The sequence below is a fragment of the Bacillus sp. LR_5 genome, assembly GCF_042709275.1.
Genome location: NZ_JAVAXX010000161.1, coordinates 1 through 14770, shown reverse-complemented (window position 1 = coordinate 14770; position 14770 = coordinate 1). Strand labels below are relative to the sequence as shown.

General features: G+C 43.7%; 17 protein-coding genes. 16 read left to right on the top strand and 1 reads right to left on the bottom strand.

The window, feature by feature from the left end; translation table 11 throughout:
- The 4 genes from dnaJ to mtaB form a co-directional block, all read left to right on the top strand.
- The coding region (dnaJ, locus tag RAC86_RS24650; RefSeq protein ID WP_377886107.1) for a molecular chaperone DnaJ at positions 1-1027 on the top strand (1027 nt) is incomplete at its 5' end.
- A gap of 24 nt (positions 1028-1051) precedes the next feature.
- Positions 1052-1987 (top strand): 50S ribosomal protein L11 methyltransferase, encoded by a 936-nt coding sequence (prmA, locus tag RAC86_RS24645; RefSeq protein ID WP_072566568.1) that lies wholly within the window; start codon positions 1052-1054, stop codon positions 1985-1987.
- A 22-nt stretch (positions 1988-2009) separates the two neighbouring features.
- Positions 2010-2780, top strand: a complete 771-nt coding sequence (locus RAC86_RS24640) for a 16S rRNA (uracil(1498)-N(3))-methyltransferase (RefSeq protein ID WP_072566567.1) — start codon at positions 2010-2012, stop codon at positions 2778-2780.
- Positions 2780-4135, top strand: a complete 1356-nt coding sequence (gene mtaB / locus RAC86_RS24635; protein WP_014114458.1) for a tRNA (N(6)-L-threonylcarbamoyladenosine(37)-C(2))-methylthiotransferase MtaB — start codon at positions 2780-2782, stop codon at positions 4133-4135. Before RAC86_RS24640 ends, mtaB begins: the two co-directional genes overlap by 1 nt.
- 34 nt (positions 4136-4169) lie before the next feature.
- Here the strand turns inward: mtaB and RAC86_RS24630 are convergent, their stop codons facing one another.
- Complete coding sequence (locus tag RAC86_RS24630) at positions 4170-5093, bottom strand: Na/Pi symporter (RefSeq protein WP_014114457.1); 924 nt, start codon at positions 5091-5093, stop codon at positions 4170-4172.
- A 172-nt stretch (positions 5094-5265) separates the two neighbouring features.
- On the opposite strand from RAC86_RS24630, the gene rpsU reads away from it, so the two are divergent.
- From rpsU to RAC86_RS24570, 12 genes are all read left to right on the top strand, one after another.
- The gene (gene rpsU / locus RAC86_RS24625) at positions 5266-5439 is read left to right on the top strand and encodes a 30S ribosomal protein S21 (protein WP_003152957.1); all 174 of its coding nucleotides are present in this window, start codon (positions 5266-5268) and stop codon (positions 5437-5439) included.
- A 14-nt stretch (positions 5440-5453) separates the two neighbouring features.
- Positions 5454-5900, top strand: a complete 447-nt coding sequence (locus RAC86_RS24620) for a GatB/YqeY domain-containing protein (protein WP_003226182.1) — start codon at positions 5454-5456, stop codon at positions 5898-5900.
- Between the two features lie 130 nt (positions 5901-6030).
- On the top strand, positions 6031-7344 hold the full coding sequence (locus RAC86_RS24615) for an NfeD family protein (RefSeq protein ID WP_072566566.1): 1314 nt from the start codon (positions 6031-6033) through the stop codon (positions 7342-7344).
- A gap of 21 nt (positions 7345-7365) precedes the next feature.
- Positions 7366-8361: a flotillin-like protein FloA gene (gene floA, locus RAC86_RS24610; RefSeq protein ID WP_014114455.1), complete on the top strand. Its 996-nt coding sequence runs from the start codon at positions 7366-7368 to the stop codon at positions 8359-8361.
- A 24-nt stretch (positions 8362-8385) separates the two neighbouring features.
- Positions 8386-8805, top strand: a complete 420-nt coding sequence (locus tag RAC86_RS24605; RefSeq protein ID WP_072566565.1) for a hypothetical protein — start codon at positions 8386-8388, stop codon at positions 8803-8805.
- A gap of 56 nt (positions 8806-8861) precedes the next feature.
- Positions 8862-9143 (top strand): sporulation protein YqfC, encoded by a 282-nt coding sequence (gene yqfC, locus RAC86_RS24600; protein ID WP_003226191.1) that lies wholly within the window; start codon positions 8862-8864, stop codon positions 9141-9143.
- An 18-nt stretch (positions 9144-9161) separates the two neighbouring features.
- Positions 9162-10358, top strand: a complete 1197-nt coding sequence (gene yqfD / locus RAC86_RS24595; protein ID WP_072566564.1) for a sporulation protein YqfD — start codon at positions 9162-9164, stop codon at positions 10356-10358.
- Complete coding sequence (locus tag RAC86_RS24590; protein ID WP_072566563.1) at positions 10355-11314, top strand: PhoH family protein; 960 nt, start codon at positions 10355-10357, stop codon at positions 11312-11314. Before yqfD ends, RAC86_RS24590 begins: the two co-directional genes overlap by 4 nt.
- Positions 11315-11392: 78 nt before the next feature.
- Positions 11393-13528, top strand: coding sequence for a cyclic-di-AMP phosphodiesterase PgpH (pgpH, locus tag RAC86_RS24585; protein WP_072566562.1), 2136 nt, complete (start codon positions 11393-11395; stop codon positions 13526-13528).
- Positions 13529-14002 carry an rRNA maturation RNase YbeY gene (gene ybeY / locus RAC86_RS24580; RefSeq protein ID WP_014114451.1) on the top strand — a complete coding sequence of 158 codons (474 nt, stop codon included), beginning with the start codon at positions 13529-13531 and terminating at the stop codon, positions 14000-14002. It begins immediately after the preceding gene.
- Positions 13983-14354, top strand: coding sequence for a diacylglycerol kinase family protein (locus RAC86_RS24575; protein ID WP_072566561.1), 372 nt, complete (start codon positions 13983-13985; stop codon positions 14352-14354). Before ybeY ends, RAC86_RS24575 begins: the two co-directional genes overlap by 20 nt.
- A 120-nt stretch (positions 14355-14474) precedes the next feature.
- Positions 14475-14770, top strand: a 296-nt coding sequence (locus tag RAC86_RS24570; RefSeq protein ID WP_377886106.1) for a cytidine deaminase, incomplete at its 3' end; no start/stop codon positions are given.

The window sequence follows — 14770 nt, the reverse complement described above, 5'->3', positions numbered from 1 at the left end:
AGATATTAATAAAGAAGCCGGATCAGATGAAAAATTTAAAGAGGTAAAAGAAGCGTACGAAGCGCTGTCAGATGACCAAAAACGTGCGCATTACGACCAATTTGGGCATACTGATCCTAATCAAGGCTTCGGCGGCGGAGGTTTTGGCGGCGGCGATTTCGGCGGTTTTGGTTTCGATGATATTTTTTCAAGTATTTTCGGCGGAGGCACAAGACGAAGAGATCCAAACGCACCGCGCCAAGGTGCCGATTTGCAATATACGATGACCTTGTCGTTTGAGGATGCCGCTTTCGGTAAAGAAACAACCATCGAAATTCCGCGTGAGGAAACGTGCGACACATGTAAAGGTTCAGGTGCGAAACCTGGAACAAACCCGGAAACGTGCTCCCACTGCGGAGGCTCCGGCCAGTTAAACGTGGAGCAAAATACGCCGTTTGGAAAAGTCGTGAACAGACGGGTCTGCCACCACTGTGAAGGTACGGGCAAAATTATTAAAGACAAATGTGCGGATTGCGGCGGCAAAGGAAAAATCAAAAAACGCAAAAAAATCAACGTGACAATTCCAGCCGGTGTAGATGACGGGCAGCAGCTTCGTCTCTCGGGACAGGGTGAACCAGGAGTAAACGGCGGCCCTGCCGGGGATTTATTTGTCGTGTTCCACGTACGCGCCCACGAGTTCTTCGAGCGTGACGGCGATGATATTTACTGTGAAATGCCGTTAACGTTTGCTCAGGCTGCTCTTGGTGATGAAGTGGAAGTTCCAACGCTGCATGGAAAAGTGAAATTGAAAATTCCTGCCGGTACACAAACAGGGACAAAATTCAGATTAAGAGGAAAAGGTGTTCAAAATGTCAGAGGCTATGGACAAGGTGACCAGCATATCGTCGTCCGCGTCGTTACGCCGACAAACCTGACAGATAAACAAAAAGACATTATCCGCGAATTTGCCGAGGTCAGCGGAAACCTGCCTGACGAACAGGAAATGAGTTTCTTTGACAAGGTAAAACGCGCGTTTAAAGGCGATTAATTATTGGATGAGGAGTTGGTAGTTTTGAAATGGTCCGAATTAAGCATTCACACAACACATGAAGCGGTCGAACCTATCTCAAATATATTGCATGAAGCTGGTGCAAGTGGGGTTGTGATAGAGGACCCGCTTGATTTAATTAAAGAACGTGAGAATGTGTACGGGGAAATCTACCAGCTCGACCCCAATGATTATCCAGACGAGGGTGTCATTGTCAAAGCATACCTGCCGGTTAACAGTTTTCTAGGCGAAACGGTGGACGGCATTAAAGAAACGATTAATAATCTGCTTCTTTATAATATTGATTTGGGCAGAAATCACATCACCATTTCTGAAGTGAATGAAGAAGAGTGGGCGACTGCCTGGAAAAAGTATTATCATCCTGTGAAAATTTCTGAAAAGTTTACAATTGTGCCGACGTGGGAGGAATATACGCCGGTCCATACTGATGAACTGATTATAGAAATGGACCCTGGTATGGCTTTCGGCACAGGCACACACCCGACAACCGTCCTCTGCATTCAGGCGCTTGAACGCATTGTGCAAAAGGGTGATAAGGTGATTGATGTCGGTACAGGTTCCGGAATTTTAAGTATTGCGGCTGCAATGCTTGAGGCTGAATCGGTCCATGCTTACGATCTTGATCCCGTGGCTGTAGAAAGTGCACGCCTCAATCTCAAGCTGAACAAAGTGAGCGATATTGCTCAAGTCAAGCAAAACAATTTGTTAGACGGGATTGAAGGGGAGCATGATGTGATTGTTGCCAACATTTTGGCTGAAGTCATTCTTCGCTTTACCTCACAAGCGTACAGCCTGTTAAAAGAAGGCGGCCATTTTATTACATCAGGAATCATCGGGCATAAAAAACAAGAAGTAAAAGAATCACTGGAACAAGCTGGCTTTACCATTGTAGAAATCCTTTCAATGGAAGATTGGGTCAGCATTATTGCGAAAAAATAACAGTTAGTAGGTGTCACTGCGTATGCAACGATATTTTATCGAGCTCACGAAGCAGCAAATGGAGGAAGCGCCGGCTTTTTCGGTTACCGGCGAAGATGTTCATCATATTGTGAACGTGATGAGAATGAATGAGGGAGATCAGATTATCTGCTGTTCTCAGGACGGCTTCGAGGCAAAATGTGAACTTCAATCTGTTTCCAAAGATAATGTGTCCTGCCTTGTGGTAGAATGGACGAATGAAAACAGAGAGCTTCCGATAAAGGTCTATATTGCGAGCGGCCTCCCGAAAGGAGATAAACTTGAATGGATTATCCAAAAGGGGACTGAGCTCGGAGCTCACGCCTTTATTCCTTTTCAAGCCGCGCGTTCTGTTGTTAAGCTGGATGAGAAAAAGGCAAAGAAAAAGCGGGAAAGATGGGCGAAAATTGCGAAGGAAGCGGCTGAACAATCGTACCGTAACGAAGTGCCGCAAGTGATGGATGTCCATTCTTTTCAGCAGCTTCTTCAACGGATGCAAGATTTCGATAAATGTGTCGTTGCATACGAGGAGTCATCGAAGAAAGGTGAAATAAGCGCATTCAGCGCAGTTGTACGAAGCCTTCCGAAAGGATCATCCCTTTTGATCGTATTTGGTCCCGAAGGCGGTTTAACAGAAGCGGAGGTTGAACGGCTCACAGAGAAAGACAGTGTGCCGTGCGGCCTTGGACCGAGAATTTTAAGGACAGAAACCGCTCCGCTATACGCGTTGAGTGCGATTTCTTATCAAACAGAGTTATTAAGAGGTGATCAGTAATGGCAACTGTTGCTTTCCATACGCTTGGCTGTAAAGTCAACCATTATGAAACAGAAGCAATCTGGCAGCTTTTCAAAGAAGCGGGCTATGAAAGAAGAGACTTTGAACAAACAGCTGATGTATATGTCATTAATACATGTACGGTAACAAATACGGGGGATAAAAAAAGCCGCCAAGTGATCAGACGCGCCATTCGTCAAAATCCTGACGGTGTCATCTGTGTCACAGGCTGCTATGCGCAAACCTCGCCTGCTGAGATTATGGCGATCCCTGGTGTCGATATTGTAGTCGGAACGCAGGATCGGGAAAAAATGCTCGGCTACATCGACCAATACCGTGAAGAACGCCAGCCGATTAACGGCGTCAGCAACATTATGAAAGCAAGAGTGTATGAAGAGCTTGATGTACCTGCTTTCACTGACCGGACAAGAGCGTCATTGAAAATACAGGAAGGCTGCAATAATTTCTGCACATTCTGTATCATTCCGTGGGCGCGCGGCCTGCTCCGGTCCCGTGACCCTGAAGAAGTCATTAAACAAGCGCAGCAGCTCGTCGATGCCGGATATAAAGAAATTGTTCTTACAGGTATTCATACAGGCGGCTACGGCGAAGATATGAAAGATTACAACTTTGCGAAGCTCTTGAGCGAATTAGACACTCGTGTTGAAGGTGTTAAACGAATTAGAATTTCTTCAATTGAAGCCAGCCAAATCACAGACGAAGTGATCGAAGTCTTAGACCGCTCAGATAAGATTGTAAATCATTTGCATATTCCTATCCAATCTGGATCAAACACAGTTCTTAAACGGATGAGACGTAAATATACGATGGAGTTTTTTGCAGACCGTTTAAACAAACTGAAAAAAGCATTGCCAGGATTAGCTGTTACTTCTGATGTCATTGTAGGGTTCCCTGGCGAAACAGAAGAAGAATTTATGGAAACCTATAACTTTATTAAAGAACATAAATTCTCTGAACTGCATGTTTTCCCTTACAGTAAACGTACAGGAACGCCAGCTGCGCGAATGGAAGACCAAGTGGATGAAAACGTAAAAAATGAACGTGTACACCGCCTGATTGCTCTATCTGACCAACTTGCGAAGGAATATGCTTCTCAGTATGAAAATGAAGTGCTTGAGATCATCCCTGAGGAAGCGTATAAGGAAACGGAAGAAGAGAACATGTTTGTCGGTTACACAGATAACTATATGAAGGTTGTTTTTAAAGGTACGGAAGATATGATCGGCAAAATCGTGAAAGTCAAAATCCTAAAAGCAGGCTATCCTTACAACGAAGGGCAATTTGTCCGTGTTGTTGAGGATGAAATAACTGAACACATGCGTTTGTCTTCTTAATCTAAATCCGGTGCATCTACATGTACCGGTTTTTTTATTTAGCTGGAATAAGAAAGTGAATCAAGCGGTAAAACAAGTTTGTAAGCGGAAGAAATAAAAGAGCTGTCACCACATTAAATAAAAGGCTGAAATGTGCGATCCTTTGTGCGGGATCAGGTGATAACTGTTCTACAAAACCGGTCGTTGCCGTCAGAAAAGGAAATACAAGAGCCACGCCCAGCACGTTAAACACCACATGGGCATACGCTGTCTGTTTCGCCGCATATCCGCCGGATACAGCAGCCATGACAGCTGTAATGCATGTCCCGATGTTTGAACCGAGCACGACGCTCATCGCCTGTGTCAGTCCGATAATGCCTTCATTCATAAAGCTCATCAAAATGCCGATACAGACAGAGCTTGAGTGAATGATTGCGGTCAACACCATACCGATAAGCAAAGCGGACCAGTTTGAATCGTTAACATGGTATAGAACTTCAGCTCCCGTTTTCAGCTTTGTAAGCGGCCCTGCAAGGTGGCTGAACCCGCTGATGCAAAAAAAGATGATGCCGAGACCGAGGAAGCTTGTTCCGAGCTGTTTCAACGGATATCTGCCAGTCAGAAAAAACAATAAACCTCCTATTAAAAGAACCCAAATCAAAACATCCATTTTGATAGCAATAAACTCAGTTGTAAAGGTAGATCCGACATTTGTTCCCAGAATCATCGGTATCGTCCGCTTAAAAGAAAGAACGCCCGCACTGACAAAGCCGATGACAATAACCATAAAGGCTGAACTGCTCTGAAGAATCCCTGTAAATACAATGCTGATCAGAAACGCTTTTAACGGATGGTCCGTAAATAAAAGCAAACGTTCTTCAATTTTTGAGTACGCCATTGAAATTAAGCCTTTTCGAAGCATGTTCATGCCTGCGAGAAAGAATAATATAAGAACAGTAAAGCTAATCAGAATTAACATCCTATTCATCAACCCCTTTCTATCATTATATAGACAGGCAGTCGCACACATGACGGAAAAGTGAACTCACTTAGTTGACCTGACTGAAGGCTTATATTATAATGTCAAAGTACATGTTTATATGTGTAACTTAAAGGTAGTCGATTGGTGTATTCGGAGGGAGGGAAAGAGAATGTCAAAAACGGTCGTTAGAAAAAACGAATCGCTTGAAGATGCTCTTCGTCGCTTCAAACGCAGTGTATCAAAGACAGGTACTTTGCAAGAAGCAAGAAAGCGCGAATTTTATGAAAAACCTAGCGTAAAGCGCAAGAAAAAGTCTGAAGCTGCTAGAAAACGCAAATTCTAAAAGAGGGTGGATTTATGAGTCTTCTTGAGCGTCTTAACCAGGATATGAAGCTATATATGAAAAACCGTGAGAAAGACAAACTGACTGTCGTTCGAATGGTTAAGGCTTCACTTCAAAATGAAGCAATTAAGCTTAAGAAAGACAGTTTGACCGAGGATGAGGAACTCACTGTCCTTTCTCGTGAACTTAAGCAACGTAAAGACTCCCTCCAGGAATTTTCAAACGCTAATCGTTTAGATTTAGTAGATAAAGTTCAAAAAGAGCTGGACATTTTAGAAGTTTATTTACCCGAGCAGCTGTCAGAAGAAGAACTGCTTACAATCGTAAATGAAACCATTGCTGAGGTTGGTGCGAGCTCAAAAGCGGACATGGGAAAAGTAATGGGTGCAATTATGCCTAAAGTAAAAGGTAAAGCTGACGGAAGCTTAATTAATAAGCTTGTCAGCAGTCAATTGTCTTAAAAGGCGTAAAAAAGGACATCTTTCTAAGAGAGATGTCTTTTTTTATACATAAAAAAATGAAACCTTTGATACATTTGTTACGTATGAAGAGAAGGCACCTATTATAAATGGAAGGAGGGATACACCGCCCTTGCTTCAAATCAAAGGATTTCGTGCTGCTCTTTTGAGTATATTTTTACTTTCTTTATTAGGCGTACAGCTGAACGCCAAAGCAGAAAAACAAACGGTTTATGTGATCCCGGTTGAAAAAAATGTCGAACAGGGCCTCGCCTCGTTTTTGTCCCGTTCGTTACAGGATGCAAAAGAAGCACATGCAGATCATATTATTCTTGATATCAATACGCCGGGAGGATTGGTCAAATCAGCTATTGATATAGCGGACTCGGTAACCGAAAGCGAGATCCCCGTAACTGCATATGTAAACAAACGTGCGTTGTCAGCTGGTGCATATATTGCCCTGCAAGCCGATAACATTTATATGGCGCCCGGCGGAAAAATGGGAGCAGCCGCGATTATTGACGGTAAAGGCAATGCCGCTGACCAAAAAGCTGAATCACTTTGGCTGGCAGAGCTGGAAGATGCCGCAGTGAAAAATAATCGCGATCCAAAATATGCGCTCGCAATGGCTGATCCGGATATAGATGCCAAGGAAGCCGGCGCGCCGAAGGGAGATCTGCTGACACTCAACGCTAATAAGGCGATTGATGTAGGTTATTCAGAAGGTACGGCTGACAATTTATCCGCGCTCGTAAAGAAGCTAGGGTTCGAAAAGGCGGAAACCATCTATGCAAAGGAAAGCTTTGCAGAAAAGACAGCAAGATGGCTGACGAATCCGGTCATTGTTCCTATTCTGTTGACAATCGCTTTTTTAGGCCTGACAGTAGAGCTTTTTTCCCCGGGCGTCGGCATTCCTGGAACGGTTGGATTCATCGCCTTGTTGCTGTTCTTTTACGGGCATCTTGCAGCCGGCTTTGCCGGATACGAGACAGTTCTTCTCTTTATAGCAGGGGTGATCCTCATCCTGCTTGAGATTTTCCTTCCCGGGGGAATCATTGGATTACTGGGCTTAGGAGCGATTATTGCGAGCCTGTTTTTAGCCGCGGGGAGCTTCACTGTCATGGCGGTTTCTCTCTTGATCGCCTCAGCTGTTTCTATAACAGCTTTCATCTTACTGACAAGGGTGTTGGGAAAGCGTATGAAATTCTTTAAGAAATTTGTATTAAATGATTCTACAAATACGGAGAGCGGCTACGTATCAAATCAAACGCGCACGGATTTAATAGGCAAAGTAGGAGTAACCTTTACACCGCTGCGTCCTGCTGGTACTGTCATTATTGATGATGAACGCCTTGACGTTGTTTCGGAGGGATCGTTTACAGAAAAAGATAAGAAAGTAAAAGTAGTAAAAGTGGAAGGCTCACGCATCGTCGTGAGAGAAATTTAAACAGAAACGAGGAGAATTGATATGGATCCATCAACACTTATGATTCTGGCTATTATCGTAGTGGGGATCATTGTTTTAGCTGTATTTTTTACATTTGTGCCTGTTATGCTTTGGATTTCCGCATTAGCAGCCGGAGTGAGAATCAGCATATTCACTTTAATCGGAATGAGGCTTCGCCGCGTTATACCAAACCGAGTGGTGAACCCATTGATTAAAGCGCATAAAGCTGGGCTTAATGTTGCCACTAATCAGCTTGAAAGCCATTATCTCGCCGGAGGAAATGTTGACAGAGTCGTTAACGCACTGATTGCTGCTCAGCGAGCCAACATTGAACTCACATTCGAACGCTGTGCCGCCATCGATCTTGCTGGCCGTGACGTCTTGGAAGCCGTTCAAATGAGCGTTAACCCTAAGGTAATTGAAACGCCGTTCATTGCTGGTGTGGCTATGGACGGAATTGAAGTAAAAGCGAAAGCGAGAATTACAGTAAGAGCGAATATCGACCGTCTCGTTGGGGGAGCAGGGGAAGAAACCATTGTGGCCCGTGTCGGCGAAGGGATTGTCTCTACAATTGGTTCATCCGAAAGTCACAAGAAAGTGCTTGAAAACCCTGACATGATTTCACAAACAGTACTTGGAAAAGGGTTGGACTCAGGAACTGCGTTTGAAATTCTCTCGATCGATATTGCCGATGTTGACATTGGCAAAAACATCGGCGCGATTTTACAAACCGATCAGGCCGAGGCTGATAAAAACATCGCGCAGGCTAAAGCGGAAGAGCGCCGTGCGATGGCTGTCGCTCAAGAACAGGAAATGCGTGCCCGCGTAGAGGAAATGCGCGCGAAAGTGGTAGAAGCGGAAGCGGAAGTGCCGCTTGCGATGGCAGAAGCTTTGCGTGAAGGGAATATTGGCGTCATGGACTACATGAATATCAAAAACATTGATGCTGATACAGAAATGCGCGATTCATTCGGCAAGTTGACGAAAGATTCGTCTGATGAAGACAGTAAATCATAATCTCTCTAAGAAGGGAGAACGCTGATGGAAGATATACTGACCAATCCGCTAATCATCGCAGCGGTTATCGGAATCATTTCTATGATTTTCGGTAAAAAGAGCAAAGAGGAAAAGAACAACAGCCAAAACAGAAATAAACCTCAGCAGGTGCAAACGGCTTCTCCTCAAAAGAAGCAGTCAAAAGAAGAGGCTCCTGTACCTATTCCCAACCGCATGGAACAGGTAAGGCGGGAAGCGGAAGAAAGACGCAGAGAAACAGAAAGAAACCTGAAAGGGCTGGAACGTGACCTTACTGCAGGTAAACAAAAAGCAGTATACACAAAACAAAAAATGCTCCAGGTTAATAAAGACACTGTGGTACAGGGGATCGTCTTAGGAGAGGTATTCGGGCCTCCAAGAGCGAAAAAACCTCACCATACGATGCGCTCGGCCCGTAAAAATTAAAGTGTTAGAACCTCCTTTCAAATCATACATATGAGATGAAAGGGGGTTCTTTTTGTATGGGGCAAAGAAAGAATCGTATGAAAGCTTGGCTGACAAGAGCATTGGAAATTCCCCCGGACGTTATGATGGATCTGCCGCGGATTACAATGGTTGGCAGACTTCATATCTACATAGAAAACCACAGAGGCCTATTGCTTTTCAGTGAGAATGAAGTGAGGTTGATGCTGAAGCAGGGCCAGTGCATCATATCAGGTAAAAACTTTGTCATCAAGGCAATTCTTCCGGAAGAAATTCTTTTGGAGGGTACGATTGATGTCGTTCGATATGTTGAGTCATAAAGCCGAGGGGGAAATGTTGTGAAAAATAAATGGCTGTCTTTTTTTTCGGGTAAGGTCCAGCTTGAATTGACGGGAAGAGGGATCGAGAGGCTCCTTAATGAATGCACAAGACAGGGGATTCCGGTTTTTCATGTCAAAAAAAAGAAAGAAGCCGTATCGTTATATATACAGCTTCAGGATGTACATGCCTTTCGGCGGGTCAGAAGAAAATTTAAATGTAAAGCCCGATTTATCAATCGGAAGGGATTTCCTTTCCTGTTGCTGAAATCAAAGCTGAATATAGGGTTTACGATCGGTTTTGCAATGTTTTTCATCCTTTTGTTTTTGCTTTCCAATATGGTGTGGAAAATTGATGTGACAGGCGCTAAGCCTGAAACGGAACATCAAATGATGCAGCATCTTAATGAAATCGGCGTCAAAAAGGGGCGTCTGCAGTTTTTAATGATGTCGCCCGAAAAAATACAAAAATCGTTAACCAATGGAATAGACAATATCACTTGGGTCGGAGTTGATCTGAAGGGGACGACCATTCACATGAAAGTCGTGGAGAAAAATGAGCCCGAAAAAGAAAAGTATGTTAGCCCGCGCGATATTGTCGCCAAAAAGAAAGCAACCATTACAAGAATGTTTGTGCAAAAAGGACAGCCGATGGCCGCAATCCACGATCATGTGGAAAAGGGACAGCTGCTTGTTTCGGGACTGATCGGCAGTGAAGAGCATCAGCAGGAAGTCGCCTCAAAAGCAGAAATTTATGGAGAAACCTGGTACAGATCCGAAGTGACGGTCCCGCTTGAAACATTATTTAACGTCTATACGGGCAAAGTAAGGACAAAGCACAAGCTTTCTTTTGGCTCTTTGGCAATCCCGATCTGGGGGATGACGTTTAAAAAAGAGGAATTGAAGCACCCAAAAACAGAACAAGAAAAGCATTCGCTGAATTTTCTCGGATTTAAGCTCCCTGTATCCTATATCAAAGAGCAAACGAGAGAAAGTGAAGAGGCTTTGCGAAAATATACGAAAGAAGAAGCAGTTCAAGAAGGCATTAAATTGGGTAAACAGGATGTAGAGGATAAAATAGGCGAAGACGGCGAGGTGAAAAGTGAAAAAGTTTTGCACCAGACTGTTGAGAATGGTAAAGTAAAGTTGATTATTCTCTACCAAGTTATAGAAGATATCGTTCAAACCACACCTATTGTCAGGGAGACTGAAGAATGACAGAACATTTACTTGCGATGAATCAAAAACTGAAAAGCCCGGACGAGGCGCTTTCACTGTTCGGGAACCAAGATTCTTTTTTGAAATTGATGGAGAAAGATCTGAATGTAAATATCATTACGCGCGGCGAAACGATTTATGTTTCAGGCGATGAAGAATCGTTTCAGATTGCAGACAGGCTGCTGGGATCGCTCCTCGCTTTAATTCGCAAGGGGATAGAGATCTCTGAACGTGATGTGATTTACGCCGTCAAAATGGCAAAGAAGAATGAACTTGAATATTTTGAAAGCATGTATGAAGAAGAAATTACAAAAACCGCAAAAGGCAAACCAATCCGTGTGAAAACAATGGGACAGCGGGAATACGTGGCCGCTATGAAGCGGAATGACCTTGTATTCGGCATCGGCCCGGCGGGAACCGGGAAAACGTATCTGGCTGTCGTAAAAGCAATCCATGCTTTAAAAAACGGACATATCAAAAAAATCATTTTAACAAGACCTGCCGTGGAAGCTGGTGAAAGCCTCGGTTTTCTCCCAGGTGACCTCAAAGAAAAAGTAGATCCTTATTTGCGCCCGCTGTATGACGCTCTTCATGATGTGCTTGGGGCAGATCATACAGAACGTCTGATGGAAAGAGGCATCATTGAAATTGCTCCGCTTGCATATATGAGGGGACGGACGCTTGATGATGCTTATGTTATACTTGATGAAGCACAGAATACCACGCCTGCTCAAATGAAAATGTTTTTGACGAGACTGGGTTTTGGCTCTAAAATGATCATTACAGGTGACGTTAGCCAAATTGATCTGCCGAAAGGCGTCAAATCGGGACTTGCAGTAGCGAAGGAGATGCTGAGAGGAATAGACGGCATTTCTATTATTGAGCTAGACCAAACAGACGTGGTCAGACATCCGCTTGTTGCGAAAATTATTGAAGCATACGATAAGCAAAATTAATGCTGAATGACCCGATCGCGCGTTATCGGGTCATTTTTATGATTGCTTATGGGCTTGATGTTTCAAGAGGAGGTTCTTGTGTTGAAAAAGAAGGGGAAGACCAAAAGCAGCTCAAAAAAATGGAGCAGCTTTAAAAATGCCCGCTCCATGCATGTACTGCTGTATCTTCTGCTGGCTGCCATTATGTTTGCTTTGCTCTTTGTACATGTTAAGCCGGAAACACTTGATTTAGACCTATTTTCAGTCAGCGACAAGACCATTTATGCTCCGGCAACCGTGGAAGATCAAAAAGCCACAGAGGAAAAAAAGCAAGCCGCTGAGGACGCGGTTGAAGATCAATATACATTAAAAAAAGAATACACAGACAACCGGATTGACCTTGTGTCATCTATATTTGACAGTATCAGCGAAGTGAAAAAATCATCAGAAGAAGATAGCAAATCACCATCGGAAAAATCAATGGTTAAGTCTGTGAAGAACAAATTAACGTCAGATGTGAATGATTCCATATCAGAGGATTCCATCAAGACATTGCTGAAAGCAGACAGTGAAGACTTTTCTTTTGTCAGAGATACGGTCATTACGGCAGTGAATACGGTCATGAGCAGTGAAATCTCATCGGATAAACTATCTGATGCAAAGGATAAAGTAGAAAAAGAGCTAAAGGGCAATTCTATCCCATCTAAATACTTGGGAGCTGCGACAGAAATCGGGCGTTTTGCTATTATCCCGAATTACGTCTTCGATCCGAAAGCGACAGAGGCAAAGCGGCAGGAAGCGTCAGACAATGTCCAGCAGGTTCAGATCAAACAGGGTCAGGTGCTCGTGGAAGAAAATGACCTTATTGATCGGGAAGTGTACAGAAAACTCGAGCTGACCGGGTTATTAAATAACTCAAATCTCTTTAAACCGATCAGCGGCCTATTGATTATGATCGGACTTTTCATTGCAACACTTGTATATTATTTTGAAAAACAGAAACAAAACCTGAAGTTTAAAAACCAATCCATCCTGCTGTTCTCCATTATCACAACGCTTTTGCTTGTTATTATGGAGGTTGTCAGTTTGTTCCAGAAGATGGAATATAATAATATCGGCTACCTGGTACCCATTGCGGCCGGCGCGATCTTAATCAAACTGCTGATGAATGAACGCATTGCCATTTTGGGAAGTATCATTCTTGCGATTTGCGGAAGTATGATGTTTAATCAGGGTGTGACAGGAACATTCAATTATGTCATAGGAATTTATTATTTGATCAGCGGGATTTCAGGTGTTTTATTTTTAGGAAAACACAATGCAAGATCAAAGATTTTGCAGACCGGGCTTTTCGTAGCGTTTATTAATATGGTTGTCGTTCTTTCTTTGTTATTGATCCAAAACACTGCGCTATCGGGTCTTGAAATCGGCACGTTAATGCTGATGGGCGTTGTGTCGGGATTTGCTTCGTCTGTATTGATCATCGGCCTGATGCCGTTTTTTGAGACAGGCTTTGGCATTTTATCCACTATGAGGCTGCTTGAGCTGTCTAATCCTAACCATCCGCTGCTGCGAAAAATATTAACAGAAACACCAGGTACATATCATCACAGTGTAATGGTCGCCAATTTGTCAGAGGCAGCCTGTGAGGCGGTTGGAGCCAATGGTTTGCTTGCAAGAGTCGGCGCGTATTACCACGATCTTGGGAAAACAAAGCGTCCGCAATATTTTATTGAAAACCAAATGAATATTGACAATCCGCATGACAAGCTGTCTCCTCAGCTGAGTAAAAATATCATCATTTCTCATACCACTGACGGTGCGAATATGCTGAGAAGCTATAAATTTCCGAAAGAGCTTGTCGATATTGCTGAGCAGCACCATGGAACCTCGCTTTTAAAGTTCTTTTATTATAAAGCGAAGGAAAAAGGCGACCAGATTACAGAAGAAGAGTTCCGTTATCCAGGACCAAAGCCGCAGTCAAAGGAAGCCGCGATTATATCAGTTGCTGACAGTGTTGAAGCGGCAGTCAGATCCATGCATAATCCAAATCCTGAACGAATTGAAAAGCTTGTCCGGGGTATTATATCCGATAAGCTTCAGGACGGACAGTTCAGTGAATGCGATTTGACATTTAAGGAGCTGGATACAATCGCAAAAACGCTCTGTGCAACATTAAAAGGAATTTTCCACTCCCGGATTGAATATCCGGAGGCTACTAAGAAGGTGAAATAGATGAGTTTACTGATTGATATTGTTGATGAAACGGGGAGTGTCTCTGAAGAGATGCTCAAAGAAGTAGAAAATCTGCTTCAATTTGCCGCTGAACGTGAAGGCGTTCAGGATCAGGCTGAAGTTTCTGTCACGATCGTTACCAATGAAGACATCCAGCAGATCAATAAAGATTACCGCGGAAAGGATACGCCGACAGACGTCATCTCATTTGCTCTTGAAGAAGAGGGAGAAGGCGAGGTTGAAATTGTAGGCGCAGAAATGCCGCCGGTTTTAGGTGATATTATCATCAGTGCGGATCGCACAAGGGAGCAGGCAGAGGAATATAATCATTCTTTTAAAAGAGAGCTCGGATTTCTTGCCGTCCATGGATTTCTGCATCTTTTAGGATATGACCATATGACGAAAGAGGAAGAAAAGGAGATGTTTACTAAGCAAAAGGATTTGCTGGACGCCTATGGACTCAAGAGATCATAGAAATGAGCTGAAGCGATTCTTCAAAAGCTTCGTGCATGCAGGCCGGGGCATCTGGGAAACAGCGCGGACGGAGCGGAATTTCCAATTTCATGTCGCAGCCGCCTGCGCTGTTCTCATTTGCGGCTTCCTCGTAGAGCTCAGCCCAATTGAGTGGGCGATTATTATCCTTTTGATCGGAGGAATGTTTTCGCTGGAGCTTTTAAATACAGCCGTTGAGCATACGGTTGATTTAATAACAGACAAACATCACCCACTTGCTAAAGCGGCTAAGGACGCTGCCGCCGGGGCTGTTTGCGTTTTTGCCGTCATTTCGTGTATCATTGGTTTACTTATTTTTTTGCCAAAGCTGTAATGGCTGAAGATTCTTACATTTATTTTACATTTTTAGAAATGGGCGTGAAAAAAAGCGCGCGATTATGTAAAATATAAAGTGATAGCGGTACCATTATAGGTAAGAGAGGAACATGTACACATGAACAAACAAGAATTGATAACAGAAGCTTTAAAAGCACGTGATATGGCATATGCGCCGTATTCCAAGTTTCAAGTAGGAGCCGCTCTTCTTACCAAGGATGGAAAAGTGTACAGAGGCTGCAACATCGAGAACGCTGCATACAGCATGTGCAATTGCGCTGAGCGTACCGCTTTATTTAAAGCTGTTTCTGAAGGGGATACAGAGTTTCAGATGCTGGCCGTTGCGGCTGACACCCCTGGACCGGTATCTCCGTGCGGAGCCTGCCGCCAGGTGATTTCTGAGCTTTGCACAAA

Bases quoted from the DNA above. Each gene is read 5' to 3' on its own strand.
- RAC86_RS24630 (WP_014114457.1), bottom strand. From the start codon at position 5,093: ATGTTAATTCTGATTAGCTTTACTGTTCTTATATTATTCTTTCTCGCA.
- RAC86_RS24575 (WP_072566561.1), top strand. From the start codon at position 13,983: ATGGACTCAAGAGATCATAGAAATGAGCTGAAGCGATTCTTCAAAAGC.
- RAC86_RS24590 (WP_072566563.1), top strand. From the start codon at position 10,355: ATGACAGAACATTTACTTGCGATGAATCAAAAACTGAAAAGCCCGGAC.
- yqfC (WP_003226191.1), top strand. From the start codon at position 8,862: ATGGGGCAAAGAAAGAATCGTATGAAAGCTTGGCTGACAAGAGCATTG.
- RAC86_RS24620 (WP_003226182.1), top strand. From the start codon at position 5,454: ATGAGTCTTCTTGAGCGTCTTAACCAGGATATGAAGCTATATATGAAA.
- RAC86_RS24605 (WP_072566565.1), top strand. From the start codon at position 8,386: ATGGAAGATATACTGACCAATCCGCTAATCATCGCAGCGGTTATCGGA.
- RAC86_RS24640 (WP_072566567.1), top strand. From the start codon at position 2,010: ATGCAACGATATTTTATCGAGCTCACGAAGCAGCAAATGGAGGAAGCG.
- rpsU (WP_003152957.1), top strand. From the start codon at position 5,266: ATGTCAAAAACGGTCGTTAGAAAAAACGAATCGCTTGAAGATGCTCTT.
- mtaB (WP_014114458.1), top strand. From the start codon at position 2,780: ATGGCAACTGTTGCTTTCCATACGCTTGGCTGTAAAGTCAACCATTAT.
- ybeY (WP_014114451.1), top strand. From the start codon at position 13,529: ATGAGTTTACTGATTGATATTGTTGATGAAACGGGGAGTGTCTCTGAA.
- floA (WP_014114455.1), top strand. From the start codon at position 7,366: ATGGATCCATCAACACTTATGATTCTGGCTATTATCGTAGTGGGGATC.